The organism is Halioglobus sp. D3-4 (assembly GCF_055809315.1).
The window spans coordinates 4577873-4603126 of sequence record NZ_CM147907.1 but is presented as its reverse complement, the minus strand read 5'-3'; the positions used below and the strand labels follow the sequence as shown (position 1 = coordinate 4603126).

General features: G+C 58.7%; 25 protein-coding genes. 12 read left to right on the top strand and 13 right to left on the bottom strand.

The features are described 5' to 3' along the window. The first annotated feature begins 108 nt into the window (after positions 1-108). The gene (gene purD / locus AC0L6S_RS20380) at positions 109-1392 is read left to right on the top strand and encodes a phosphoribosylamine--glycine ligase (RefSeq protein ID WP_473425945.1); all 1284 of its coding nucleotides are present in this window, start codon (positions 109-111) and stop codon (positions 1390-1392) included. A gap of 42 nt (positions 1393-1434) precedes the next feature. Next, entirely contained in the window at positions 1435-2079 is a 645-nt protein-coding gene (coq7, locus tag AC0L6S_RS20375) for a 2-polyprenyl-3-methyl-6-methoxy-1,4-benzoquinone monooxygenase (RefSeq protein ID WP_473425944.1), read from the top strand. A 1108-nt stretch (positions 2080-3187) separates the two neighbouring features. Here the strand turns inward: coq7 and AC0L6S_RS20370 are convergent. After that, positions 3188-3619, bottom strand: coding sequence for an OsmC family protein (locus AC0L6S_RS20370; RefSeq protein WP_473425943.1), 432 nt, complete (start codon positions 3617-3619; stop codon positions 3188-3190). 118 nt (positions 3620-3737) lie between these two features. Between AC0L6S_RS20370 and crp the strand changes: the two genes are divergently transcribed. Then, a complete protein-coding gene (crp, locus tag AC0L6S_RS20365; protein WP_473425942.1) occupies positions 3738-4382 on the top strand; it encodes a cAMP-activated global transcriptional regulator CRP in 645 nt (214 codons plus the stop codon). Between the two features lie 554 nt (positions 4383-4936). On the opposite strand, the gene trpC is transcribed toward crp, so the two are convergent. The 7 genes from trpC to AC0L6S_RS20330 form a co-directional block, all read right to left on the bottom strand. Continuing rightward, a complete protein-coding gene (gene trpC / locus AC0L6S_RS20360) occupies positions 4937-5737 on the bottom strand; it encodes an indole-3-glycerol phosphate synthase TrpC (RefSeq protein WP_473425941.1) in 801 nt (266 codons plus the stop codon). A gap of 4 nt (positions 5738-5741) precedes the next feature. Next, the gene (gene trpD, locus AC0L6S_RS20355; RefSeq protein ID WP_473425940.1) at positions 5742-6782 is read right to left on the bottom strand and encodes an anthranilate phosphoribosyltransferase; all 1041 of its coding nucleotides are present in this window, start codon (positions 6780-6782) and stop codon (positions 5742-5744) included. A 9-nt stretch (positions 6783-6791) separates the two neighbouring features. Next, a complete protein-coding gene (locus AC0L6S_RS20350; RefSeq protein WP_473425939.1) occupies positions 6792-7370 on the bottom strand; it encodes an anthranilate synthase component II in 579 nt (192 codons plus the stop codon). Next, positions 7354-8856 carry an anthranilate synthase component I gene (trpE, locus tag AC0L6S_RS20345; RefSeq protein ID WP_473425938.1) on the bottom strand — a complete coding sequence of 501 codons (1503 nt, stop codon included), beginning with the start codon at positions 8854-8856 and terminating at the stop codon, positions 7354-7356. Before trpE ends, AC0L6S_RS20350 begins: the two co-directional genes overlap by 17 nt. A gap of 815 nt (positions 8857-9671) precedes the next feature. Continuing rightward, positions 9672-10349, bottom strand: coding sequence for a ribulose-phosphate 3-epimerase (gene rpe / locus AC0L6S_RS20340; protein ID WP_473425937.1), 678 nt, complete (start codon positions 10347-10349; stop codon positions 9672-9674). Between the two features lie 115 nt (positions 10350-10464). Then, positions 10465-11139 (bottom strand): N-acetylmuramate alpha-1-phosphate uridylyltransferase MurU, encoded by a 675-nt coding sequence (murU, locus tag AC0L6S_RS20335; protein ID WP_473428656.1) that lies wholly within the window; start codon positions 11137-11139, stop codon positions 10465-10467. 5 nt (positions 11140-11144) lie between these two features. Continuing rightward, positions 11145-12185, bottom strand: coding sequence for an aminoglycoside phosphotransferase family protein (locus tag AC0L6S_RS20330; RefSeq protein WP_473425936.1), 1041 nt, complete (start codon positions 12183-12185; stop codon positions 11145-11147). Positions 12186-12272: 87 nt separating this feature from the next. Here AC0L6S_RS20330 and AC0L6S_RS20325 point away from each other — a divergent pair, with 87 nt between their 5' ends. From AC0L6S_RS20325 to pdxA, 3 genes are read left to right on the top strand one after another with little or no spacing between them, the layout of a single operon-like run. Further along, entirely contained in the window at positions 12273-14750 is a 2478-nt protein-coding gene (locus AC0L6S_RS20325) for an LPS-assembly protein LptD (protein ID WP_473425935.1), read from the top strand. Further along, positions 14740-16020, top strand: coding sequence for a peptidylprolyl isomerase (locus tag AC0L6S_RS20320; RefSeq protein ID WP_473425934.1), 1281 nt, complete (start codon positions 14740-14742; stop codon positions 16018-16020). The genes AC0L6S_RS20325 and AC0L6S_RS20320 overlap by 11 nt, the downstream gene beginning before the upstream one ends. Positions 16021-16031: 11 nt before the next feature. Continuing rightward, positions 16032-17021, top strand: coding sequence for a 4-hydroxythreonine-4-phosphate dehydrogenase PdxA (gene pdxA / locus AC0L6S_RS20315; protein WP_473425933.1), 990 nt, complete (start codon positions 16032-16034; stop codon positions 17019-17021). Here the strand turns inward: pdxA and AC0L6S_RS20310 are convergent. Together AC0L6S_RS20310 and AC0L6S_RS20305 are read right to left on the bottom strand one after the other, a co-directional pair. Further along, the gene (locus AC0L6S_RS20310) at positions 17018-17845 is read right to left on the bottom strand and encodes an ABC transporter ATP-binding protein (protein ID WP_473425932.1); all 828 of its coding nucleotides are present in this window, start codon (positions 17843-17845) and stop codon (positions 17018-17020) included. The genes pdxA and AC0L6S_RS20310 overlap by 4 nt on opposite strands. Further along, positions 17842-18615 carry an ABC transporter permease gene (locus AC0L6S_RS20305; RefSeq protein ID WP_473425931.1) on the bottom strand — a complete coding sequence of 258 codons (774 nt, stop codon included), beginning with the start codon at positions 18613-18615 and terminating at the stop codon, positions 17842-17844. Before AC0L6S_RS20305 ends, AC0L6S_RS20310 begins: the two co-directional genes overlap by 4 nt. Before the next feature lie 115 nt (positions 18616-18730). On the opposite strand from AC0L6S_RS20305, the gene rsmA reads away from it, so the two are divergent. Genes rsmA through AC0L6S_RS20285 form a run of 4 tightly spaced genes read left to right on the top strand, consistent with a single transcriptional unit; the run spans position 18731 to position 22083 of the window. Next, positions 18731-19558, top strand: a complete 828-nt coding sequence (rsmA, locus tag AC0L6S_RS20300; RefSeq protein WP_473428653.1) for a 16S rRNA (adenine(1518)-N(6)/adenine(1519)-N(6))-dimethyltransferase RsmA — start codon at positions 18731-18733, stop codon at positions 19556-19558. After that, positions 19539-19952: a Co2+/Mg2+ efflux protein ApaG gene (gene apaG / locus AC0L6S_RS20295; protein ID WP_473425930.1), complete on the top strand. Its 414-nt coding sequence runs from the start codon at positions 19539-19541 to the stop codon at positions 19950-19952. Before rsmA ends, apaG begins: the two co-directional genes overlap by 20 nt. A gap of 18 nt (positions 19953-19970) precedes the next feature. Then, on the top strand, positions 19971-20831 hold the full coding sequence (locus tag AC0L6S_RS20290; protein WP_473425929.1) for a symmetrical bis(5'-nucleosyl)-tetraphosphatase: 861 nt from the start codon (positions 19971-19973) through the stop codon (positions 20829-20831). A gap of 31 nt (positions 20832-20862) precedes the next feature. Continuing rightward, the gene (locus AC0L6S_RS20285; protein WP_473425928.1) at positions 20863-22083 is read left to right on the top strand and encodes a multifunctional CCA addition/repair protein; all 1221 of its coding nucleotides are present in this window, start codon (positions 20863-20865) and stop codon (positions 22081-22083) included. A gap of 39 nt (positions 22084-22122) precedes the next feature. Here the strand turns inward: AC0L6S_RS20285 and folK are convergent, their stop codons facing one another. Genes folK through tsaD form a run of 3 tightly spaced genes read right to left on the bottom strand, consistent with a single transcriptional unit; the run spans position 22123 to position 24052 of the window. After that, positions 22123-22638 carry a 2-amino-4-hydroxy-6-hydroxymethyldihydropteridine diphosphokinase gene (folK, locus tag AC0L6S_RS20280; RefSeq protein ID WP_473425927.1) on the bottom strand — a complete coding sequence of 172 codons (516 nt, stop codon included), beginning with the start codon at positions 22636-22638 and terminating at the stop codon, positions 22123-22125. Positions 22639-22640: 2 nt separating this feature from the next. After that, entirely contained in the window at positions 22641-22997 is a 357-nt protein-coding gene (folB, locus tag AC0L6S_RS20275) for a dihydroneopterin aldolase (protein WP_473425926.1), read from the bottom strand. Next, a complete protein-coding gene (gene tsaD, locus AC0L6S_RS20270; RefSeq protein WP_473425925.1) occupies positions 22994-24052 on the bottom strand; it encodes a tRNA (adenosine(37)-N6)-threonylcarbamoyltransferase complex transferase subunit TsaD in 1059 nt (352 codons plus the stop codon). Before tsaD ends, folB begins: the two co-directional genes overlap by 4 nt. Positions 24053-24290: 238 nt before the next feature. Here tsaD and rpsU point away from each other — a divergent pair, with 238 nt between their 5' ends. Further along, positions 24291-24506, top strand: coding sequence for a 30S ribosomal protein S21 (gene rpsU / locus AC0L6S_RS20265; protein ID WP_007228251.1), 216 nt, complete (start codon positions 24291-24293; stop codon positions 24504-24506). Between the two features lie 28 nt (positions 24507-24534). After that, positions 24535-24993 (top strand): GatB/YqeY domain-containing protein, encoded by a 459-nt coding sequence (locus tag AC0L6S_RS20260; protein ID WP_473425924.1) that lies wholly within the window; start codon positions 24535-24537, stop codon positions 24991-24993. Positions 24994-25254: the final 261 nt, after the last annotated feature.

Here is a 25254-nt window from a genome sequence, read left to right as displayed (position 1 = left end):
GCCGCCCCCGGCTTCCTGCCTCGCTCGGTCCCAACGGGCCAAAACCACGCAACAGCCTCCTCACCACTATCGAGAGAAATTGAGTGCCGTTCATAACAGGGGATTAGTATGAATGTATTGATCATCGGCAGCGGCGGGCGCGAGCACGCGCTTGCCTGGAAAGCCGCGCAATCGGTAAACGTTGAAACGGTTTACGTCGCACCCGGAAACGCCGGCACTGCGGGAGATGCCGGACTGGAAAATGTGGCCATCGACGCGATGGACTTTTCGGCGCTGGCGGATTTTGCCGAGAAGAATGCGGTGGGCCTGACGATTGTCGGGCCGGAGACGCCGCTGGTGGAAGGTGTTGTCGATTTTTTCCAGGCACGCGGCCTGCGTTGCTTCGGACCCAGTAAGGGTGCTGCACAACTGGAGGGCTCCAAGGCTTTCACCAAGGACTTTCTCGCGCGCCACAATATTCCCACCGGCAGCTATGCCAATTTTACAGAACTGCAACCGGCGCTGGATTACCTGCGCGAGCAAGGTGCTCCCATCGTTGTAAAAGCCGATGGCCTGGCCGCCGGCAAAGGTGTGATTGTGGCAGTGACACTGGAACAGGCAGAAGCGGCCGTCACCGATATGCTGTCTGGCAACGCCTTTGGCAAGGCGGGATGCCGGGTTGTTATCGAGGAATTCCTGCCGGGAGAGGAGGCCAGCTTCATCGTGATCGTTGACGGTAAAAATGTCCTCGCGATGGCCACCAGCCAGGATCACAAGCGTATCGGTGAAGGCGATACTGGCCCCAACACTGGCGGCATGGGCGCCTATTCCCCGGCGCCAGTGGTCGATGCCGCTGTACACCAGCGGGTCATGGATCAGGTGATTCTGCCGACGGTGGCCGGCATGGCTGCCGAAGGCAATGACTACACCGGGTTCCTGTATGCCGGCCTGATGATAGATGCCGAGGGTCAGCCGCGCGTTATCGAGTACAATTGTCGCTTTGGCGATCCCGAAACCCAGCCCATCATGATGCGCCTGCAGTCTGATCTGGTGAGCCTATGCAACAGCGCACTGGACGGCACACTGGATCAGGTTGAAGCGCAGTGGGATGAGCGCTGCGCCATTGGTGTGGTGCTGGCCGCCGGCGGCTACCCAGGCGACTACGCCAAGGGCTTGCCGATACATGGGCTGGACGCCGAGCAGGATAAAGCGATCAAGGTGTTCCACGCCGGCACCGCTCGCTCCGGGGATGACATCGTCACCAGCGGCGGCCGCGTACTGTGTGTGACGGCGTTGGGCAGTGACATCGCCAGTGCCCAGGCCGCCTGTTACCGCGCTGCGGACAAAATCAGTTGGGATGGTATGACCCTACGGCGGGACATTGGTTGGCGAGCTATAGCGCGCTATAGTTAGGGTCGCAATCGTCAATACAAGGACTCGCGCAGGAGCCACACTATGCCAAAGCGCCGCCTCTCCCTGCTGGACAAACTGATCAGCGAAGCGGACTCAGTGATGAAAACCATCACCAACCGCGGCCACCACGCGCGCCGGCCCTCACCGGCACAAGACCATACCGATGCTGAGCTCTCGGAATCTGAACGCAAACACATAGCGGGCCTGATGCGGGTCAACCACACAGGGGAAGTCTGTGCGCAGGCGCTGTACCAGGGCCAGGCACTGACGGCCAAGCTACCCACCGTACGCAAGGAAATGTCGGAGGCCGCGCAGGAAGAGATTGACCATCTGGTGTGGTGCGAGCAACGCCTGCGCGAGTTGGGCAGCCACACCAGCTACCTGAACCCGGCCTGGTACGGTATGTCTTTCGCGCTCGGCGCCATCGCTGGCGCCATCAGTGACAAGGTCAGCCTCGGCTTTGTTGCCGCCACAGAAGAGCAAGTCTGCAGCCACCTCCACGACCACCTCAAGCAATTGCCCGACGAGGACCGCAAGTCCCAGTTGATCCTGCAGCAAATGCTGGTGGACGAGCAGCGGCATGGCGAAAAAGCACTGGCGGCTGGAGGTACCGACTTTCCGCTTCGCGCGAAAGAAGCGATGAGTAAAGTCTCCAAGTTTATGACGCGCACCAGTTACAAGATCTGACGCTCTCTGTCCCTGGCGTTTTTCTGGCGGTGAATTTGTGTAGCTGGCGGGCTGGTGATGCCATTGTCGGGCCCGCTACCCCGAAGGGTCCGATCACTCAGAGGGCTGAGATATTCGCGCCCGGACCCTTCGGCGTATCGAGCCCTGGAAACTGCGCGTGCTTCCACTGCCGTGCATTCGTTCCGGTTTACTCGGATCGAGTTGGGTGCGGGTCTGCGGTGTAGTCTGAGAGCGAATATCTTGGCCCGCTGAGCGAACAGGCTACACCGCAGACCCGCGTCCAACGGCCAGCAAAAACAAAGCCACAACTCCCACCCGTAGTTAAATCGCAACATGTTTGGCAAGCAGCAGCGCACCATGATGGTACTTTTGTCTGGGTAAGGAACTGATGCGGAGCGTCGCGCTGTTGTCGGGCCCGCTACGCCGAAGGGCCCGATCACTCAGAAGGCTGAGATATTCGCGCTCGGACCCTTCGGCGTATCGAGCCCTGGAAACTGCGCGTGATTCCACTGCCGTGCGTTCGTTCCGGTTTACTCGGATCGAGTTGGGTGCGGGTCTGCGGTGTAGTCTGAGAGCGAATATCTTGGCCCGCTGAGCGAACAGGCTACACCGCAGACCCGCGCCCAGCAAAAACAAAGGCATGACTCCTACCCGTAGTTAAATCGCAACATGTTTGGCAAGCAGCAGCGCACCATGATGGTACTTTTGTCTGGGTAAGGAACTGATGCGGAGTGTCGCGCTGTTATCGGGCCCGCTACCCCGAAGGGCCCGATCACTCAGAAGGCTGAGATATTCGCGCTCGGACCCTTCGGCGTATCGAGCCCTGGAAACTGCGCGTGATTCCACTGCCGTGCGTTCGTTCCGGTTTACTCGGATCGAGTTGGGTGCGGGTCTGCGGTGTAGTCTGAGAGCGAATATCTTGGCCCGCTGAGTGAACAGGCTACACCGCAGACCCGCGCCCAACGGCCAGAAATAAACTAAGCCATGACTCCCACCCCAATAAAAATCGCAGCAGATTTGGCAAGCAGCCGCGCACCATGATGGTGCTTTAGTCTGGATTGGGAACTGCAGTGAAGTGCAGGGCTGTTGACGGGCACCGCGGAAAACTTCAGAGCGAAGTCGTGAACTCGACGATCTCGTGACTGTGGGTTATTTCCACGCCGGCTGCACCCAGCATGATGGAGGCCGAGCAGTATTTTTCTGCAGAGAGTTCCACCGCCCGTTTAACGTGGCTTTCCTTAAGCGCGACCCCGGTGACGATAAAGTGCATGTTGATACGGGTAAACACTGCCGGTACTGCATCGGCCCGCTCTGCGTCGATCTCTACGCGACAGTCGACCACCTGCTGCCGCGATTTTTTTAGCATACTCAGGACATCGTAAATAGAACACCCACCTGTGCCCAACAGCAGCATCTCCATCGGCCTTGCTGCCAGGTTACGGCCACCGAGATCTTCCGGGCCATCCATCACCACTGTATGTCCACTGCCGGATTCACCGACGAACATCGCGCCATCTGTCCACTTTACTGTCGCTTTCATTGACCGACCTTTCCTCTTAAAAAAGCCGCCGCAGCTTAGCACAACAAGTTACATTTTACTTAGCGCGCGATAAGGTTAGTATGAGGCAAAATAAATGGCATTATAGGAGGTTAGTCACTTGCTCAAGCCACATATAACCAAAAATCTACCCAACGTAGAAAATTTCTTGCGACACTGTCAGCGCAAGGATTATCGGGCCAAGAGCGTCGTGCTCAAACAGGGGGAGTTGGGGAGCTCTCTTTACCTTATCCTCGACGGTTCCGTTTCTGTGATGGTAGAGGACGAATCTGAGCCCGGCCATATGCTAGTAGTAGCGTATTTGAACCCTGGCGATTTTGTCGGGGAGATGGGGCTTTTCGATGCCGAACAATCGGTTCGAAGCGCTATGGTTGTCGCCAAAACGCAGTGTGAGGTGGCGGAAATTAGTTACGAGCGCTTCCACCAGATACGCGGTCAATTTCCCGACATCCTATACGCAGTATCCAGACAACTGGGTACGCGGCTGAGACAGACTACTCGCAAGCTGAGCGACCTGGCTTTCGTGGATGTCTCCGGACGCATCGCTCACACACTACTGGATTTGTGTCGCGAGCCCGACGCGATGACGCACCCGGATGGCATGCAGATCAAGATAACGCGACAAGAGCTGGGTAAAATCGTTGGCTGCTCTCGCGAGATGGCCGGTCGTGTACTCAAGACGCTGGAACAGGATGGGCTGGTTTCGGTATCCGGCAAAACCATGGTGGTTTTCGGTACCCGCTAGCGAAACCTTCTTTCCAGTTCCTGAGAAAGGCGTGGATCGCGATGCTGTTGTCGGGCCCGATACCCTGGAAACTTTGCGAGATTCCAGGCAAGTACGTTTGCTCAGGTGTGCTCGGATCGAGTTGGGGGCGGGTCTGTGTGTAGTCTGAGAGCGAATATCTTAGCCCTCTGAGCGAACAGGCTACACACAGAGCCGCACCCAACGGCCAGCCCACACACCAATCTCTCGCATTCCTGTTTGTCTGTACCTTTTCAAAAACGAGCAAAATGATTATCGCGGTGCTGTTGTGGGGCCCGATACCCTGAAGGGCCCGATCGCTCAGAGGGCTGAGATATTCGCGCTCGGACCCTTCAGGGTATCGAGCCCTGGAAACTGTGCGAGATTCCAGGCAAGTACGTTTGTTCAGATGTACTCGGATCGAGTTGGGTGCGGGTCTGGGGTGTAGTCTGGGAGCGAATATCTTAGCCCTCTGAGCGAACAGGCTACACCGCAGAGCCGCACCCAACGGCCAGCAAACAACACCAAGTCCAAATCCGCAAATCAAGCAACAGAGATTAGAAAAACAGCTCCCGCAATTTCTCACCCGGCTCCGGCGCCCGCATAAACGCCTCACCTACCAGAAACGACAACACATTCGCATCGCGCATCAGCGCGACATCACTCGGAGTGTGAATACCGCTTTCCGTCACGACGAGTCGATCATCGGGAATATGCGGCAGTAGATCCAGGGTCGTTGAGAGAGAGGTTTCGAAGGTGTGCAGGTTTCGGTTGTTGATACCGATCAGCGAGGTCGGCAACTCGAGGGCCCTCTCCAGTTCGGCCCGATCATGAACTTCTACCAAAACATCGACGCCGACTTCGGTGGCGGCATGCATCAACTCCTGCATCTGGTCATCCGCCAGCGCGGCGACGATCAGCAGTACGGCATCGGCGCCTATCGCTCGGGCCTCGATGACCTGATAGGGATCGATGGTGAAGTCCTTGCGCAACACTGGCAGTTCGCAGGCCTCACGCGCCTGCTGCAGATAAGCTTCGCTGCCCTGGAAAAAATCCTTATCTGTGAGCACGGAGAGGCAACTGGCGCCGCCGTCTTGATAGCTCACAGCGATTTGCGCGGGATGGAAATCCTCACGGATGATGCCTTTGCTGGGCGAGGCCTTTTTGACTTCGGCGATGACGGCGGGCTCACCCTGGCTGGTGCGCTGCTGCAAGGCGGCGCAAAATCCGCGAGCGGCGCTCTGTTCGCTGATACGGCTTTCAAGACTGCTCATCGGCTGTGCAGAGCGGCGCTCGGCAACCTCTTCGGCTTTGCGCGCCAGAATTTCGCGCAGAATAGTCGGGGGCTTGCGTGCCATCGATTCAGCCCTGCCCGCGCATCAACTGTGTGAAATCAATAAACTGCTTCAGCTTTTCCTGTGCCAGACGGCTCGCCAGTGCATCTTCGGCCATGGCCACGCCGTCGGCGAGGGTAGCTGCGATACCGCTAACGTAAATGGTGGCGCCGGCATTCAGGGCAAGCATGCCGGCGGCTTTCTGCGCCGCCTCGTTCTCTTCGCCAGCCAGCGCCTGGCGAATCAACTCCGCGGAGGCGGTCGCACTCGTTACGCTCAGGCCATCGAGATTGGAGCGCGGCAGTGAAAAATCTTCGGGACAAACCTGGTAGCTCTCGATATTGCCGTCGCAGAGTTCGGTCACCTGAGTGCTGGCAGCAATGGAAATTTCGTCCAGTCCGTCTTCGGAGTGCACGATCATCACGTGTTCGGCGCCGAGCATCTTGAGTACTTCTGCCATCGGCTGACACAGATGGGCGGAGTAGACGCCGATCACCTGCTGCTTAACCCCGGCGGGGTTGGTGAGAGGCCCGAGGATATTGAACACGGTTCGCATCCCCAGTTCACGGCGCGGGCCGATAGCGTGACGCATCGCACTGTGGTGCACTGGCGCAAACATAAATCCCAGCCCCACTTCGTTGATCGATCGCGCGACTTCATCAGGCGTTAGATCCAGCGGCATACCAAAGGCTTCCAGCACATCCGACATGCCGCTGGAACTGGAGGCTGCGCGGTTGCCATGCTTGGCCACCACGGCTCCGGCTGCCGCCGCAACAAAACAGGCGCCTGTCGACACATTGAACAGGTTTGCACCGTCGCCGCCGGTGCCCACAAGATCCACCAGATTGGGGCTCTCAACAGTCACCGGAATGGCCAGCTCACGCATCACATGGGCGGCACCGGCAATCTCCTGGGTGGTTTCACCCTTCATACGCAGGCCCACCAGAAAGCCGCCGATCTGTGCTTCGGTCGCGTCTCCGGTCATGATCTGACGCATGACATCCTGCATTTCCTCGCGGCTGAGATCGATGTGATCCACGACCTTGCCCAGGGCTTGTTGTATATCCATGACGACCCCCTACTGTTCCAGAAAATTGCGCAACAAATCGTGGCCGTGCGCTGTGAGTATGGACTCGGGGTGAAACTGCACCCCCTCGACCGCCAGTTCACGGTGCCTGAGCCCCATGATTTCATCGACCTCACCGGACTCTGTCTGTGTCCAGGCGGTCACTTCGAGGCAATCCGGCAGGCTGTCCCGCTCCACTACCAGACTGTGGTAGCGCGTTGCCTCGAACGGCCGGCTAAGATCGCGAAAAACGCCTTGGCCATTGTGGTAGATGGCCGAGGTTTTGCCGTGCATCACCTGGCGTGCGCGCACTACTTTGCCACCGAATACCTGACCGATACTCTGGTGGCCCAGGCAGATACCCAGCAACGGCACCACGCCGGCATACTGGCGGATCACCTCCATGGAGATGCCCGCTTCATTCGGCGTACAGGGGCCGGGTGATACCACAATTTTCTCCGGTGCCAGTGCCTCGATATCGGCCACGGTGATCTGATCATTGCGCACCACATGCACGTCGGCGCCGAGTTCACCGAGGTACTGCACAACGTTGTAGGTGAAGGAGTCGTAGTTATCAATCATCAGAAGCATGGTCACCCCTCCCCGCCTGAGCCATAGAAGCCGCACGGAACAGTGCGCGGGCCTTGTTGTGGGTCTCCTTCCACTCCAGTGCGGGAATGGAATCGGCCACTACGCCACCGCCGGCCTGTACGTACAGCTTTTTGTCCTTGATCACGGCTGTGCGGATAGCGATGGCGGTATCCATATCTCCCGCCCAGGCAATATACCCCACCGCACCGCCGTAGACACCGCGCTTCACTGGTTCCAGTTCATCGATAATTTCCATCGCGCGAATCTTGGGCGCACCGCTCAGGGTTCCCGCAGGCAGCGTGGCACGCAACACATCGATGGCCGACTTGCCGGGATTCAGCTTACCGGTCACATTGGAGACGATGTGCATCACATGAGAATAGCGCTCCACCACCATCGAGTCGGTGAGTTCCACTGAACCAGTCTGAGCTATGCGGCCTACATCATTGCGCCCCAGATCAATCAGCATCAGGTGCTCGGCAATCTCCTTGGGATCGGCCAGCAACTCCTCCTCCATGGCCTGGTCTTCCTCTTCCGTGTGTCCGCGTCGCCGCGTACCGGCAATGGGACGCACCGTTACCACGCCTTTCTCGAGTCTGGCCAGTATTTCCGGGGACGATCCCACAATGTGGAAATCCTCCAGATCGAGAAAGAACATATACGGCGAGGGGTTGAGATTGCGCAGTGCGCGGTAAAGATTCAGAGGCGGGGCGTCGAAGGGAATACTCATACGCTGTGACGGCACCACCTGCATCACATCACCGGCAAGCACATACTCCTTGACCTTTTCCACGCTGGCCTCGTACATCTCCTGCGTAAAATCCGATTCCGCCTGCTGCTCCAGTGTCACGCTGTCCGCCGCGCCCAACGCGATTTCCGGCAAAGGCGGCATCGGCTCGCGAAGGCGTGCCACCAGCGCCGACAGGCGTGCTTCAGCTGCTTCCAGCGCGTTATCCTGTGCTGTATCCACGTTCACAATCAGGCGAATGGAGCCCGACAAATTGTCGAATACAAGCACTTCCTCGGACACCATCAGCAGGATATCCGGCGTTCCCAGCCGATCCGGCGGCATCCCCGCCATCAGGCGCGGCTCCACATAGCGCACCGTATCGTAGCCAAAATAGCCCACCAGACCACCGTGAAACACGGGGAGATCATCGCGCGGCGCACTGCGATAACGCTGCTGGAACGCCTCGGCGTACGCCAGCGGATCAGCGACCTCCTCACTCTCCGTCAGCACACCATCCACCCAGATTTCAGCGCGGTGCCCAAACACCTTGAGCATCGTGCGGCAAGGCAAGCCTATGATGGAGTAACGGCCCCATTTCTCACCGCCGTGCACCGACTCAAAGAAATAGGAATAGGGCCCTTCTGCGACCTTGCAATAGGCGCTGAGCGGCGTTTCGATATCAGCCAACACTTCGCGGCTAACGGGGATACGGTTGTAATCTTGCGCTGCAAGCGCAGCAAAATCCTGCTGTTTCATGGGAGGTCCTCGAAGAACTACGGTACGTAAAAAAGTCGTGAAAAAGCCCTGGCTACCATCGCCAGCGGGTGACCTCACGCATCGACAGCAGGCCGATGCTATTACGCATTGCTGTTTTCACAGCGTTCTCCAGGATGTGGGGGTGTCTATTTTACATATCGAGGGGCAGTTGGCAACGCGTGGGGGCGACATTATTGCCCTGCTGGGTCTGTTGGAAGTTTGCTGCGGGGAGCGATTGAGTGACGTTGGGTACGGGTCTGTGTGTAGCCTGTTCGCTCAGAAGGCTAAGATATTCGCTCTCAGACTACACACAGACCCGCACCCAACTCGATCCGAGTACACCTGAACAAACGTACTTGACCAGAATCTCGCACAGTTTCCAGGGCTCGATACCCCGCAGGGTCCGAGCGCGAATATCTCAGCCCTCTGAGCGATCGGGCCCTGCGGGGTATCGAGCCCGACAACAGCGCCGTCATTCTCAGCCAGTCTCACGTTCCTATAACGACAGGATGGGCAAGCGGTAATTCGGACTTGAGCTGGCGAAATGGCCGTTGCGGGCCGTTGGGTACGCTTCTGGGGTGTAGCCTGTTCACTCAGAAGGCTAAGATATTCGCTCTCAGACTACACCCCAGAACCGCACCCAACTCGATCCGAGTACATCTGAACAAACGCACTTGACCAGAATCACGCGTAGCTCCAGGGTTCGATACCCCGAAGGGTCCGAGCGCGAATATCTCAGCCCTCTGAGCGATCGGGCCCTTCGGGGTATCGAGCCCGACAACAGCGCCCATGCCCCACAGTCGTCCCAGAACCGGTCAACGCCCCGCAACAGTCCCCAACTCTTCCCGCATTTTGGCAATCACCGCCGCATAATCCGGCTGATTAAAAATCGCCGACCCGGCGACAAAGGTATCCGCACCGGCCGTCGCAATCTCTGCAATGTTCGCAGGGGTAACGCCACCGTCGACTTCCAGGCGAATATCACGCCCACTGGCATCGATCATCGCGCGCGCTTCGCGCAGCTTCTCCAGTGTCGAGGGAATGAAAGACTGCCCGCCAAACCCCGGGTTAACGGACATCAGCAGCACCATATCCACCTTGTCGAGCACGTAGCGCAGCGCATCCAGCCCCTGGTGCGGATTGAACACCAGACCGGATTTGCAGCCCGCATCGCGGATCAACTGCAGCGAACGATCAACGTGTGTGGAGGCATCCGGGTGAAAGGTGATATAGCTGGCACCGGCTTTGGCGAAATCGCCGATAAGCTGGTCGACGGGGCTCACCATCAGGTGCACATCGATATCGGCGGTGATGCCGTGGTTGCGCAACGCAGCACACACCATCGGCCCGATGGTCAGGTTGGGGACGTAGTGGTTGTCCATCACATCGAAATGCACGATGTCGGCGCCGGCGGCAAGCACGTTGTCCACCTCTTCTCCCAGGCGGGCGAAATCGGCAGAGAGAATAGAGGGGGCTATCAGGTATTCGGGCATCGGTGACTCCGTACAGTTTGCTGGGCACTATTTAGAGCGCGCTATTCTAGCGGCTAAACGCCGCCTGCACACCTGGATATCGGCAATGATCGAGCGCGGCGCAGCGCTGCTGCCATCAGGCCTGCTCGCGCACCGCACGATCGAGCGCTTGCAGGCGCTCAGGCGTACCCACATCCTGCCACTGGCCGCAGTAGGATTCACCACCCAACAAGCCCCGGGCGATCGCCGCATCCAGCAGCGGCCGCAACGGCATCTTACCCGGGGGTGTTGCGGCAAAAAACGCCGGGGAATACAGCCCGACACCGCTGTAGGTCCAACCCGTAGCCGCGGGTGGCAGCACTCTTACCCACTGCCCGCCATCCAGCGCGAAGTCTCCCGCCGGGTGCTGCGGCGGATTCTCTACCATCACCAGATGGGCCGTTTCGTCCGGCCTCAGGGCATACCGCAGCAGGCGCTCAAACGGGTAGTCTATCCAGATATCGCCGTTCACGACCAAAAAGGGCTCATCCCCCAACAGGGGCAGCGCTTGGATAATGCCGCCGGCGGTTTCCAGTGGCATTTCCTCCTGCGAATACTCGATACTGACGCCCCAGGCCCGGCCATCGCCGCAGTATGCGATGATCTGCTCGGCGAGGTGTGAGACGTTAATCACCAGCTCATTCACGCCCGCTGCCGCCAGCCGACGGATATGGTGCTCCAGCAGCGGCGTACCGGCGATGCGCAGGAGTGGTTTGGGGGTACGGTCAGTCAGCGGGCGCATTCGCTCACCCAGGCCGGCTGCCAGTATCATGGCTTTCACGCGGCTCTACTCCATGCCTGTTGCGCGATAAGCGGCGTCAGTCGCAGGCAGAACCAGTTGTAGAATTCCGCGAATACAGGCTCTTCATCGGCGTATTTTTGCGACATTTCCACCACGTAATGAATCACCAGAGGTAGATCTTTGAGGTAAGCAGACTTGCCATCGCGCAGATACAAGCGCGCAAAGGTACCCAACACCTTGATATGCCGCTGCAGGCCCATCCAGTCGAACCAGCGCAGGAATTGCTGAGGTTCGATATCTGTCGCAAGGCCACGTGAATACAGCAGTTCACGGTAGGCCAGTGCCCAGTTCCGCACCTGCGCAGCAGGCCATTGAATATAGCAGTCGCGCAGCAAGGACACGAGATCGTAGGTTATCGGCCCCAGCACCGCATCCTGAAAATCGATCACCGCCAACTCGTTGGCGCCGGTGAGCATCAGGTTGCGGCTGTGGAAGTCTCGGTGCACCAGCACCTGCGGTTGCGCCAGAGCACTGTCGATCAGCGCTGTATGCAAATTATCCAGCAGCACCTGCTCGGGCGCATCGAGGGTATAGCCGAGTAGTTCCTGCACGAACCACGTCTGAAAACGGCCCAGTTCTTCGCCCAGCAGTGCCCGGTCGTAGCTACCCAGACCCGCGTCCGGGGCCTGCACCGCCGCCATGAGCGCCAGAACCTCAAAAGCCTGCTGGTAGTAGCTATCGGCGGTATGGTTGTCCAGTAGAGGCAATAGCACCTGGTCACCCAGATCCTCCAGTAACAGGAAACCTCGCTGAAAATCTACGCCCACCACAGCCGGCACCCTGACCCCGGCAGCACGCAACAGCTCGGCCACACTGACAAACGCCTCATTTTTCTCTGTCGCCGGCGGCGCCTCTGCCAACACATAGTTGCGCCCCTGGGCTACAAAACGAAAATAGCGCCGCGCGCTGGCGTCTCCAGCCACTGCTGCGAGGGCTGACGAGGCATCGATATCGGATATACTGAGCACTGACAGCGCCCAGGGTAATAGTTGCTCAGGCGCCGGGCGCGGTGACACACTATCCTCCTGCTTCAAAATTTGACGGACATTAGCGAGGGGATGCTTTAGACTTCGCCTCTGACTTGCTGAACCAACCAGAGATTAATGACACTTTTTCACGCCCTTCCTCATTTTAATCCTGCCCGCGCTCTGGCGCGGCCATCAGCCATTGCACTGGGATTGCTCCTGTCGCTCTCAGCGATAGCTCAGGCACAGGATAACAATGCAGAGTACTGTTCCGCCAACAATAAAACCGACAGGCCTGTCGCCTGCGACACGGAAGAGAAGGCTGCCGCCATTGTGCCGGCTTTGGCATTTGACTGGTATCCGCTGGAATCCGTGCCGGAAGACCTGCGCGACCGCGAATGCCTGATATGCGAGGGCCGCTACATCGACCCGCTGGCATCGGAAAGCAAACGCACAGCGCCGGAAGAAAACGATATCCACGCCCGCGCGGACACCAGTGAAATGCGTGAAGATGAGGCGATACTGACCGGTGACGTGACTGCCATTCAGGGTTACCGCCAGATGCGCAGTGATGAGGCCATCTTCGACAAGAAGGATGAAACCGCCACACTAATCGGCAATATCACAATGCGCGAGCCGGGCATTTTGCTGCTGGGCGACAAAGCCAAGATATACTCCAGAACTGGCGAAGCGGTGATGTACGACGCCGAGTTCGTGTTTTATGAGTCTCACCTGCGGGGCAACGCTGACATCCTGGAAAGAGACGATGACGATATCATCCATGTTCACGATGGCAAGTTCACGTATTGCCCACCGGGCGAACACGATTGGGCCGTGCGGTCTGATGATTTGGAAGTTGACCTCGAGGAGGGCCTGGCTACCGCCCACAACGCCACGCTGGAAGTGGAGGGTGTACCTGTTTTCTATACGCCCTGGCTGCGCCTGCCACTGGATGACCGGCGCCGTACCGGGCTGCTGTGGCCGGATTTTGGCAACGATAGTGACGGTGGCCTCGACATCAGCGTACCGCTCTATTTGAACCTGGCACCGAATTACGACGCGCTCTACGCCCCCCGCTATATTCAGGAGCGCGGGCTGGACCACGAATTGCAGTTGCGCTACCTGAACCCGTTGGTTGGCCAGTGGCTGGCCGCAGGTGCCTACCTGAACGACGATTCGCTATATGCCGATGACATCCCGGACAATAAGAGCGCCGACCGGTGGCTGGGTATTCTGAAGCAGAACGGCCTGTTTCAGGAGCGCTGGCGCTCGCAAATCGATTACAGCAAGGCCAGCGATGCCGATTATATGAAGGATCTGGACACCGCCAATATAACCGCGCAGCGCAAAACCAGCCTGCTGCAGATGGCCTCTATGGATTATCTGGGCGACAACTGGCTGACCACATTGCGCGCTCAGCAGTTCCAGTCACTGGCCGACGACATCAACAACGACTACGAGGAACTGCCGCAACTCACGACAATGTACCGGGCCTCTGGCACCCCGTTCGAGCTGCAGCCAATTTTCCTCACGCAGTACTCCAATTTCGGCTCCGACGAAAATGTGGTCACCGGTGAGCGCCTGTACGCTGAGGCCGGAATGAGCTACCCCATGCTGTGGGCGTTCGGCTTCCTCACGCCAACCACAAAATACAGACAGGTAAACTACGATCTGAGCGACGACAGGAACGAAAATCGGTACCCCGACGACAGCCCCTCAGCCGGCGCACCGCTGTTCAGCCTGGATGGTGGGCTGGTGTTCGAACGCGAAACCAGCATTGTCGGGAAAGGCCTTATACAAACACTGGAGCCCCGGCTGTACTACCTCTACAGCGAAAAAGAAGAACAACTTGGCCAGCCAGATTTCGACACCGCAGACCTCACATTCAGTTATTCATCGCTGTATCGCGACACCCGCTTTTCCGGGCACGATAGGATCGATGACGCCAACCAGGTCTCACTTGGCGTGACCACCCGTTACATCGACCCTGAGACAGGCCGCGACCTGCTGAGTGCCAGTATCGGCCAGATTTACTATTTCGAAGATCGCGAGGTCCTGCTGGGATTTAATACAGAACCGGAAACCGATTCCAGCTCAGGCATTGCCGGAGAGCTGAGCTTTATTCCCAATGAGAACTTTGGCATACGCTCCAGCCTGGTCTGGGATCACCGCGAGAACAATGCGGAGTCCGGCTTTATTATCGCCAGCTACAAGACAGACAATGACGCCCTCTTCAACCTGGGCTATGCCTATCGCCGTAACCTGGTTTCGGAGGCGCAACCGCAGACAGACGAAGTCAACGCAAGCACTTATCTGCCTCTGAACAACAACTGGAGTATTTTTGGCTCGATCAACTACTCGTTGGAGGATGACCTCAGCGTGGAGGATTTGGTCGGTGTCGAATATGATAGCTGCTGCTGGAGAATGCGCCTGGTACACCTGCGCTACTACAATAACGTGAACGGTGCCGCGTTCATTGACTTCAGCGACCCCGATCTGGAACGACAAAAATCCATACAGTTTCAAATATTGCTGAAAGGCATGGGGGGCTTTGGCAACCGGATTACCAATGTCATGCAAGAAATGATTCGAGGTTTCAGCGATCGTGAATATTAGGACACTACTACTATCTGCCGCCCTGACAGGTGCCATGCTTATCGCGCCCAGCCTGCAGGCGGCAACGGAGATCGTGGATCAGGTAGTGGCCATTGTCGATGACGACGTGATTATGGCCAGCGAGTTGCGCGAGCGCGTCAACGCCGTGAGCGCCAACCTCAAAGCCAGGAAGATGGAGCTGCCACCAGAGGATCAACTGATCCGCGACACCCTGAACCGCCTGATACTCGAAAGCATCCAGATCCAAATGGGCACGCGCGCCGGTGTGCGCATCTCCGACGAACAGCTCAACCAGTCCCTGCAGCGCATTGCCGCCCAGAATCGTATGTCGCTGGATCAGTTCCAGCAGGTACTTGGGCAACAAGGGCAGTCCTATGAGGCAGTGCGCGAGCAGGTGCGGCGGGAAATGATCATTCAGCGTGTACAGGCCGGTAACGTCAATCAACGCATTCAGATCACAGAGCAGGAAGTGGGGAATTTCCTCACCACCAAGGAAGGCCAGGCGCTGAACCAACCTGAATTTCACGTGCTGCACGCGTTGATGCCAATCGATGCCGACGCCTCCGACCGAACCATCGCCGCCGCTACCGCCCAGGTCGACGCGGTTATGAGCCGCATTCGCAGAGGGGAAAGTTTCCAGAAAGTGGTGCAGTCCAGCAATCAGCCCTATATTTTCAGCGGCGGTGATCTGGGCTGGCGCAAACTGGATGACCTGCCCTCGCTATTCATCGACATTGTGCCCGGACTGAAACCCGGGCAAACCGCTGATCCGGTGCGCTCGGAGAGCGGGTTCCACATTATTTATCTGGAGGGCGAACGCGGTATGGATCAGGTCGTCACCCAGACCAAAGCGCGTCACATTCTGGTAAAACCCTCAGAAATCATGACAGACGAACAGGCGCGCGAACTGGTGGCACAGCTGCGCTCGCGGGCGCTGGCAGGTGATGATTTCGGCGAGCTCGCCCGGGAGTATTCCGAAGATATCGGTTCTGCACAGGAAGGCGGCGAACTTGGATGGACAACGCCCGGACAAATGGTACCGGAATTTCAAGTGGCGATGGACGACACCGCCGTCGACCAGATCTCGCAACCTGTGCGCACGCAGTTCGGCTGGCATATCATCAAGGTAGAGGGCCGTCGGGACGAGGATATGACCAACGAGGCCTCGCGCGCCAAAGCCATGGACCATGTGCACAATCGCAAGTATCAGGAGGAGCTGGACGCCTGGCTGCGCCAGATCCGCGATGAAGCGTTCGTCGATATCAAATAGGCAGACTGCGAATGACCGTTCCCAGCATCGTCATCACCAGTGGTGAACCGGCGGGGATCGGCCCAGATATCGTATTGCGCGCAGCACAGCAGGATTGGGATGCCGAACTGGTGGTGATCGCCGACCCCGCACTGTTACAACAACGCGCGCAGGCCCTGCAAATCCCCATAGATCTGCAGCCCTGGATACCGGATCAACCGGCACAGGCACAGCGCGCCGGCACACTGAAAGTCCACCCGGTGTCGCTGTCCACACCGGCGATCGCAGGCACACTCAATCCGGCCAACGCCGCCTATGTCATCGCCACATTGCAGCAGGCTGTACGGGGCTGTATGCAGGGCATCTGGCAGGCGATGGTAACCGGTCCTGTGCAAAAGTCCGTCATCAATGACGCGGGCATCCCTTTTATCGGGCACACCGAATTGCTCGCAGAGGAGACGGCAACAGATCAGGTAGTGATGATGCTGGCGACGCAGGAACTGCGGGTCGCGCTGGCCACCACTCACCTCGCGCTCAGGGATGTGCCCGCGGCCATTACACCGGAACTACTGCTGCAGACGCTAACTATTTTGCACCGTGATCTGCAGGATAAATTCGGCATCCCGCAACCGCGCATCGCGGTGCTGGGCCTCAACCCCCACGCAGGGGAAGGCGGCCACATGGGGCGCGAGGAAATCGAAATCGTGATTCCGGTGCTGGAGCAACTGCGCGCACAGGGCATTCAGCTGCAGGGGCCGCTACCGGCAGATACCGCTTTCAATCCAAAAGTGCTGGATAACTGCGATGCCGTATTTGCGATGTATCACGATCAGGGGCTGCCGGTCTTGAAGTACTCCGGCTTTGGCAGGGCGATCAATATTACGCTGGGGCTGCCCATCATCCGCACATCAGTGGATCATGGAACGGCGCTGGATCTGGCCGGTACCGGCAAAGCTGACTGGCAGAGCCTGGAGCAGGCACTCACTATCGCCTGCCAAATGAGCCGGAATATCACGCGCTAATTATTGGCGATAACGTTTTTCTCTTTCGCTGCCAGACGCGCCTCTTTGATATGCGCGACGTAGGCGTCAACCACCTCTGCCGCAGGACCCATAGCGACAACCCGGCCCTTATCCAGCCAGACCACCCGGGTGCACAATTTTTTGACCTGCTCGGCCATATGCGACACAAAAACCACAGTCTGGCCACCGGTGATACGGCCTTTCATCGCATTCTCTGCCTTCTCCCTGAAATGCGCATCGCCCACACTCAGAATTTCATCGATCAACAAAATGTCGACATGCGTCATCAGTGCGGTGGTGAACGCCAGCCTGGCGCGCATGCCCGAAGAGTAGTCTTTTACCGGCTCGTAGAAGGAGTCACCCAACTCCGAGAATTCCTTGATGTTCGGCAGAAAGGATTTAGCTTCTTTGCGCGAGGACCCCTGCAGCATAGCCGCCAGCAGCGCATTGTCGCGGCCCGATAAATCCGCCTTGAAGCCGAGGCCGAGCGTCAGCAACGACGCCGACTTGCCGGGATGTATACGCACCTTGCCGTGGGTGGGGCCGATAATACCTGCCATCAGGCGCAGCAACGTGGTTTTGCCCACGCCATTGCGACCGATAATACCCAGGGTTTCACCCTCGTAAAGTTGCAGCGTCACCTCGTTCAATACGTGATGTGTGCCATGGTCGAACGACTGTTTCTTCGCGTGGTAGCTCAGCGAAACATTATCCAGCTCGAGCATGGCGAGCCTGTCGACGGGATCCGGTTCAACGGCCCCATCGGCCACAGCCGGTATGTCGTCATCGGGCACAGCCGGAACGGGTTTGTTTTCGTTGCTCATGAAGTCAGCGCCTTCAATGCGAGATAATGGCTACCGCCACGCATGAGCAGCACCATCAGACAGAGCAGGGCACCAAAGCCGACGCCTATCGTCGCCAGATGTACCATGTCTGGCGGGGTGTCATGCATCATGATCTGACGGAATGCATCCAGAATAAAAGCCAGCGGGTTAAAGTCCATCACCATCTGAGCCTTGTCCGGTTCCAAATTGCGCACATCCCAGAATATACCCGACATGAACAGCAGGAACATCACACCCAGTGTGATCAGCTGGCTGAAGTCGCGCGCAATACACACGAGGCAGGCACCGACAAACGAGCAGGCGACAATCAAAATGTAATAGACGAGCAACAGCGGTGCCAGATACCACCAGGTGGGTGTGATGGCATAACCGTCATTCAATAGCAGTGCTGCGAGCATGATAAACACGGATATCTGGCGGTACAGGCCCTCCTGCACAACCGCCATCGGAAACAGCGTCATTGGCACGTTGATTTTGCCGACAAGCCCCCGACCGTTGATGATGCTGTTGGAAGCTTGCGACACTGTTTTTGAAAACCAGACGAAGGCCAACTTACCGGTAGCGAGAAATATCAGGAAGTTCGGTTCGCGCGAACCCAGCAACACCACGAAGACCAGATAAAACACGCCTACCCACAATAGGGGTTCGAGCACCCACCATATATAGCCGAGAAAATAGCGGGCAGCGTCGGCTCTGAGCGCCATGCGGGCCATTGTATCGGCCAGACGTAAATATTGTGTAAAGGACATGAAGGGGGAGACAGTCCTGTCTTAGTATTCGAAAGGTGGCTGAGTGTAACAAAAACCAGCGCAATTGAACCAGTGCACAGTTCACAAGCCTGCATCAACCGTTACAATGGCAGACATGAACCGGCCTCAGCAAAAACATCGCGCGCGCAAGCGTTTCGGACAGAACTTCCTCCACGATGCGTCGATTATCGATGCCATCACGGCGGCTGTGCAGCCCCGCCCTGAACAGCATTTGGTGGAAATTGGCCCGGGACAGGGCGCACTGACAGAATCCCTGATCAGCAGCGGCTGCAAACTGGATGTGATTGAGCTGGACAGGGATCTGGTACCGGGGTTACTGGCAGCCTTCTGCACCAAGCCCGGCTTTACGCTGCACAATGCCGATGCGCTGGATTTTGACTTCAATGCGCTACTCAATAAAGCCCGGGAGGGGACCGGCGACAACAGCACGCTGAGGGTAGTGGGCAACCTGCCGTATAACATCTCGACACCACTGATTTTCAAACTGCTGCAGAACTGCGCCATCATTGCAGATATGCACTTTATGCTGCAGCGCGAGGTCGTGGAGCGCCTGGCGGCCACACCGGGGTCCAAACACTGGGGCCGACTCGGCATCATGGCGCAGTATCACTGTCAGGTAGAGCACTTGTTTGATGTGCCGCCCACGGCTTTTCGTCCAGAGCCCAAAGTACAGTCCGCCATTGTGCGGCTGACACCGTGGGCGGAGTCCCCCTGGCCAGCGTGCGATGAGGCGCATCTGCGCGCGCTGGTCAAGGCGGCTTTTGCGCACCGTCGCAAAACCTTGCGTAACAACCTGAAAGAGATTATATCTAGTCCTCGGCTGGAAGCGCTGGGCATCGACCCCGGCGCCCGTGCCGAGACCCTGGAACTGCCACAATTTATAGAGATATCCAACGCCCTCCATGCCCAGAATGCCGTTTGATCCGTCCCTGGTGAGTGTCAGCGTCCTCACCACCTACCTGCCGAGCCACTCAAGCCCGGAGGACAATCAGTACACATTCGCCTACACCATCACCATTGGCAATGAATCGGATTTTCCGGTGCAACTGCTATCGCGCCACTGGATTATCACCGACGCCGACAACGACGTGCAGGAGGTGCGCGGCGAAGGCGTGGTCGGGGAGCAGCCCGTGATACAGCCCGGTTCCTCGTTTCGCTACACCAGTGGCGCTACGCTGACCACGCCGGTGGGATGCATGGAGGGCAGTTACTCTATGGTCGTGCGCGAGCCGATGGAAATTGACCCAGCCGAGCTTCCCACCTTCGAGGTGCCGGTGCGTATGTTTTCCCTGCACACGCCGACAGCGCTCAATTAGATTCGTGAAGGACAAGCCGTGAGCACCTATGTCGTTGGAGATATCCAGGGCTGTCTGCAACCGCTGAAATGCCTGCTGCGCGCGGTTGAGTTCGATCCTGCCAAGGATGTGCTGTGGTCGGTGGGCGATCTCGTTAACCGCGGCCCGAAATCGCTAAAGACCTTGCGCTTTCTGTACAAAATGCGAGACAGCCTGGTGGTGGTATTGGGCAATCACGACCTGCACCTGCTGGCGGTTGCTGCCGGTGTGCGCAATCCCAGCCGCTCCGATACGTTGGACAAGATACTGGAGGCCCCCGACCGCGAGGAGTTGCTGAACTGGCTGGTGCAGCAACCGCTGATACACCACGAGCACGGCCACACCCTCGTACACGCGGGCATTCCACCGCAGTGGACGGTGCTGGAGGCGCTGGGGTATGCCAGTGAGGTGGAAGCCGCACTGCGCAGCGCAGACTGCGTGGCGTTTCTCAAAGCCATGTATGGCAACGAACCGGCGCGCTGGTCCGACGATCTGCGCGGTATGGAACGGCTGCGGTGCATCACCAACTACCTCACGCGCATGCGCTATTGCACAGCCGACGGCACGCTGGATTTGATCAGCAAGGACAGCAGCCCGACACCGGGTGTGGCGAATCTCGCAAACCAGAAAGTCGCCGCATGGTTCAGCCACCCGCAGCGCAAAAGCGCCAACGAACGCATCCTGTTCGGCCACTGGGCGACACTTGCCGGGGCATCCGGCGAACCCAATGCAATCGCACTGGATACCGGCTGTGTCTGGAACGGCGCGATGTCGCTCTACCATCTGGAGAGTGAGACCTGGACGCGCTGCGCCTGCCAGGACGGGCGCTGTCAGGACCCATCGACCAGCCGCCAATCATGACGCCGCGAGCAAGCAGCGGTAAACTGCCCGCATGAAAATTTATCTGGTTGGCGGCGCTGTGCGTGACGCATTGCTCGATTACCCGGTGCACGAACGCGACTGGGTCGTGGTCGGTGCCCGCCCGGAAGAGCTGGAGCAACAGGGCTATCAACAGGTCGGCAAGGACTTTCCCGTATTCCTGCACCCGCAAACCAAGGAAGAGTATGCGCTGGCGCGAACCGAGCGCAAGCAGGGACACGGCTATACCGGCTTCGCGGTGGATTACGATCCCACCGTAACGCTGGAAGACGACCTGCAGCGACGCGACCTCACCATCAACGCCATCGCCCGCGATCAAGATGGCACCCTCATCGACCCCTGCGGCGGTAAAGCCGATCTGGACCAGCGGGTGCTGCGTCACGTCTCTGATGCTTTTGTTGAGGACCCACTGCGCGTGCTGCGCACTGCTCGCTTCGCCGCGCGCTATGCCCACCTGCAATTCACCGTGGCACCAGAGACGCTGGCACTGATGGCAGACATCGTCGCGCAGGGCGAACTGGCCCACCTGCCGTCCGAGCGCGTGTGGGTGGAAACAGAGAAAGCACTGGGTGAACGCAATCCGGAGGTGTTTATACAGGTATTGCGTGACTGCGGCGCACTGGCGGCGCTACTGCCCGAAGTCGACGCGCTGTTCGGAGTGCCGCAACCACCCGCGCATCACCCCGAAATCGACACCGGCGAACACGTACTGATGACACTGCAACAAGCGGCTGTGCTGAGCGAAGACACTGAAGTACGCTTTGCCGTGTTGATGCACGATCTGGGCAAGGCCGCGACACCGCCTGAGGAGTGGCCGCGCCATATCCGCCACGAGGAGCGCGGTATTGCGCTCATAGAGCAGGCCTGTAAACGCCTGCGCGTGCCAAAACGCCACAGCGAGCTGGCCCGCACCGTGTGCGCACAACACACGCTCTGCCACCGCGCACTGGAACTGCGCGGCAAGACGATACTGAAACTATTAAATGCCACCGATGCCCTGCGCCGCCCCGACCGCTTCGAGAGTTTCCTGCTGGCCTGTGAAGCCGATGCTCGGGGCAGGCTCGGCTTTGAGAAGCGCGACTACCCCCAGGCCGATTATCTGCGACGGGCACGTGAAGTAGCACAGAGTGTCAACGCCGAACAATTCAAGGATAGTGGCGTGACTGGCAAGGCGCTTGGTGATGCGATTGCCGGCCAGCGCGTGAAACTGCTTGAGGCACTGCGCCCACGCTGACGCCACACCGCTCCCAGTATGGCACCACCCGACGTAACGTCAGTCCGCGGTGGAAATCAGGCGGCCACGCCAGCTGAAATCCACCTTGCTCAGCGGTTGGTCGGCACGGGTGTAGGCGGCCCACAATGACTGGTAATTGCGCTGCACAACGGGATGCACCTGCTCAGGCGCCAGCTCCGCCAGCGGACACAGCACAAACGCATTTTCCAGAATTTCATCGCGCGGCAATTGCACACCCTCTACAGTACCCACGATGTCATCGTAAGTGAGAATGTCGATATCCAGATGGCGGGGACTGAAGCGCGTGGCATTGGCCGGACGTCCGTGCTCCACCTCTATATGCCGCAATTGCTTAGCCAGCGATGCCAGCGGCAGCGCTGTGTGCACCCCCGCCACCAGATTGAGGAAAGGCTTGCCCTCAAACCCGACAGCCGCACTGTCGTAAACAGAAGACAGCGCCAGCTCGTGAAACAGCCCCTGCAGCGCGTCCAGACCCGCTGTGATATAGCGCTCGCGCTCGATATTGCTGCCAATGCCCAGATAGACCAACGCCATGTTCAGGGCCGCTCGCCTGCTTCGATAATCACGCCGACGTCATCCGCCTCCGACACCGCCCCCGGTTTGCCCAGACGCAGGCGCAGCCAGGGGACATGGAAGTCGCGCTGGATCAGCTCGGCTACGGCGGCGGCGAGGGATTCAAGCAACTGGTACTCACTGCCCTCCACCAGCGCTATCACATGTTGTGAAATGGCGGCGTAATCCAGCGCGTGCGCGATGTCGTCGCTGGCCGCCGCCTTGGCAGTATCGCTGGCCATTTCCAGATCGAGCACCAGTGGCTGGCGAATATCGCGCTCCCAGTCATAGACGCCGATCACAGCTTCAGCTCGCAAGCCCTTGATATAGACGATATTCACTGCGGCGCCCCTGTCTGCGCTGCGCCCGACAGCGGCGGCAGCTCTTCCATCGGCCAGCGCGGGCGGACCCGTGTATCGGCGTCATCCACCTGCCCGGCCTGCAGCCGCTGGGCCCCGGCATAGGCAATCATCGCGCCATTGTCGGTACAGAACATCGGCGCCGGATAGAATACCCGGCCACCGAGTTTAGCCAATGCTTTATCCAGAGCCTCGCGCAATCGAGTATTGGCGCTGACCCCACCGGCGATGACGAGGGTTTTCAGCGATTCCTGTTCCAGCGCCCGGCGGCACTTGATCACCAGTGTAGCGACCACCGCCTCCTCGAATGCGCGCGCAATATCGCAGCGATCCTGCTCCGTGAGTGTCCTGTCGCCCTCGCGGCAGTCCGCAATCGTGTTCATGGTGTAGGTTTTGAGGCCGCTGAAACTGAAATCCAGACCCGGGCGATTGACCATCGGGCGTGGAAAATCGAACCGGCCCGCATCGCCGCGCTCGGCCATGCGCCCGATGTGCGGCCCGCCGGGGTATGGCAGGCCCAGCATTTTCGCCACCTTGTCGAAGGCCTCACCGGCCGCATCATCCAGCGATTCTCCCAGCAGGCGGTACTGGCCAATGCCATCCACCCGCACCAATTGCGTGTGGCCACCAGATACCAGTAGTGCGACAAACGGGAACGCGGGGGCATCCTCCTCCAACATCGGCGCCAGCAGATGGCCTTCCATATGGTGTACACCCAGAACCGGTACTCCCCACCCCAGGGCCAGCGCCCGCGCCAGCGTGGCCCCCACCATCAGCGCGCCCGCCAGGCCGGGGCCCGCAGTATAGGCCACCGCATCGATATCACCGGCAGCGCAGCCGGATTCCGCCAGCACCTCTTCCACCAGCGGCAGCGCCTTGCGCACGTGATCACGCGAGGCCAGCTCCGGTACCACGCCGCCGTACTCCACGTGCACATCCACCTGGGAAAACAGCGCGTGAGCGAGCAGACCGCGCGTCGTGTCATAGAGTGCGACCCCGGTTTCATCGCAGGAGGTTTCCAGGCCCAGAACTAACATCGGTGGTATCCCATTAAAACAGGGGGCGCATGGTACTAAAAAACAGGCGAGATGCCAGAGTGGCCCTCCAGCTCATACCCTGGCCCGATCAGCCGCAGTTTCGCGACCACGGCCCAAATTACCACTTTGCGGGACTTTGCAAAAGCGCCGCTATCGAGATAGAATGCGCGCCCTTTAATGCCACTGGTACCCGCTCACGCGCCCGGTGTCCCAAAACAGTAACCGAGGTTGGTAATACATGCCCCATATCAAGATCAAGGAAAACGAGCCCTTCGACGTAGCCCTTCGACGTTTCAAACGCTCCTGTGAAAAAGCCGGTGTACTGGCCGAAGTACGCAAGCGCGAACACTATGAAAAGCCGACTACTGTGCGCAAACGTGCCGGTGCTGCTGCCGTCAAGCGCCACCTGAAGAAGCTCTCCCGCGAGAACCGCAAACGCGTACGTCTCTACTAGCACCTGCGCTTTAGAGCATCCCTGCCTAATGAGCGAAGAAACACTCGCGCAAACCATCAAGGCGGCCATGAAGGCCGCCATGAGATCCAAAGACAAAGATCGCCTGTCCACCATCCGGCTGATTCTGTCTGAATTCAAACGCATAGAAGTTGACGAGCGCATCGAAGTCGATGACGCCCGAGCACTGGCCGTGCTGGATAAAATGGTCAAACAGCGCCGCGATTCCGCCACCCAGTATACCGACGCCGGCCGCCAGGAACTGGCTGACGTGGAAAATGCTGAGATCGAGGTCATTCAGGAATTCCTGCCCGCGCAACTCTCCGACGCCGAACTCGACGCCATGATAGACGCCGCCATCGCCGCCAGCGATGCCCAGGGCATGGCCGCCATGGGTGCGGTGATGGGACAGCTCAAGCCGCAGGTGCAGGGGCGGGCTGATGTTGGGGCAGTCAGCAAGTTGGTCAAGCAGCGGCTTAGTGCCGGTTAGTTAGAATTACCTTTTAGTTTTGTGAGATTGGGGCGTGCCGGGGCTTGGTGCGGACGGTCCCCCTGCGCTCAGAGGGCTGAGATATTCGCTTCGGGGGACCGTCCGCACCAAGCCCTCAGAGATCCTGCCATACTGCTGGAAAAAGCCTGGAACGTTTTATGTAACGACTTCACTGCCGTCCAGCTAGGCAGAGTTGGGAGGCACCGTGTTGCGCGTATCAGAGCGCGGAGAAGCACCCGATAGCGACGCCAAACACCGCAT

What these genes read in the sequence shown, in the direction of transcription:
- purD (WP_473425945.1), top strand. Translation starts at nt 109, where the DNA reads ATGAATGTATTGATCATCGGCAGCGGCGGGCGCGAGCACGCGCTTGCC.
- coq7 (WP_473425944.1), top strand. Translation starts at nt 1,435, where the DNA reads ATGCCAAAGCGCCGCCTCTCCCTGCTGGACAAACTGATCAGCGAAGCG.
- AC0L6S_RS20370 (WP_473425943.1), bottom strand. Translation starts at nt 3,619, where the DNA reads ATGAAAGCGACAGTAAAGTGGACAGATGGCGCGATGTTCGTCGGTGAA.
- trpC (WP_473425941.1), bottom strand. Translation starts at nt 5,737, where the DNA reads ATGGCACGCAAGCCCCCGACTATTCTGCGCGAAATTCTGGCGCGCAAA.
- trpD (WP_473425940.1), bottom strand. Translation starts at nt 6,782, where the DNA reads ATGGATATACAACAAGCCCTGGGCAAGGTCGTGGATCACATCGATCTC.
- AC0L6S_RS20350 (WP_473425939.1), bottom strand. Translation starts at nt 7,370, where the DNA reads ATGCTTCTGATGATTGATAACTACGACTCCTTCACCTACAACGTTGTG.
- trpE (WP_473425938.1), bottom strand. Translation starts at nt 8,856, where the DNA reads ATGAAACAGCAGGATTTTGCTGCGCTTGCAGCGCAAGATTACAACCGT.
- rpe (WP_473425937.1), bottom strand. Translation starts at nt 10,349, where the DNA reads ATGCCCGAATACCTGATAGCCCCCTCTATTCTCTCTGCCGATTTCGCC.
- murU (WP_473428656.1), bottom strand. Translation starts at nt 11,139, where the DNA reads ATGATACTGGCAGCCGGCCTGGGTGAGCGAATGCGCCCGCTGACTGAC.
- AC0L6S_RS20325 (WP_473425935.1), top strand. Translation starts at nt 12,273, where the DNA reads ATGACACTTTTTCACGCCCTTCCTCATTTTAATCCTGCCCGCGCTCTG.
- pdxA (WP_473425933.1), top strand. Translation starts at nt 16,032, where the DNA reads ATGACCGTTCCCAGCATCGTCATCACCAGTGGTGAACCGGCGGGGATC.
- AC0L6S_RS20310 (WP_473425932.1), bottom strand. Translation starts at nt 17,845, where the DNA reads ATGAGCAACGAAAACAAACCCGTTCCGGCTGTGCCCGATGACGACATA.
- AC0L6S_RS20305 (WP_473425931.1), bottom strand. Translation starts at nt 18,615, where the DNA reads ATGTCCTTTACACAATATTTACGTCTGGCCGATACAATGGCCCGCATG.
- rsmA (WP_473428653.1), top strand. Translation starts at nt 18,731, where the DNA reads ATGAACCGGCCTCAGCAAAAACATCGCGCGCGCAAGCGTTTCGGACAG.
- apaG (WP_473425930.1), top strand. Translation starts at nt 19,539, where the DNA reads ATGCCCAGAATGCCGTTTGATCCGTCCCTGGTGAGTGTCAGCGTCCTC.
- AC0L6S_RS20285 (WP_473425928.1), top strand. Translation starts at nt 20,863, where the DNA reads ATGAAAATTTATCTGGTTGGCGGCGCTGTGCGTGACGCATTGCTCGAT.
- folK (WP_473425927.1), bottom strand. Translation starts at nt 22,638, where the DNA reads ATGGCGTTGGTCTATCTGGGCATTGGCAGCAATATCGAGCGCGAGCGC.
- tsaD (WP_473425925.1), bottom strand. Translation starts at nt 24,052, where the DNA reads ATGTTAGTTCTGGGCCTGGAAACCTCCTGCGATGAAACCGGGGTCGCA.
- rpsU (WP_007228251.1), top strand. Translation starts at nt 24,291, where the DNA reads ATGCCCCATATCAAGATCAAGGAAAACGAGCCCTTCGACGTAGCCCTT.
- AC0L6S_RS20260 (WP_473425924.1), top strand. Translation starts at nt 24,535, where the DNA reads ATGAGCGAAGAAACACTCGCGCAAACCATCAAGGCGGCCATGAAGGCC.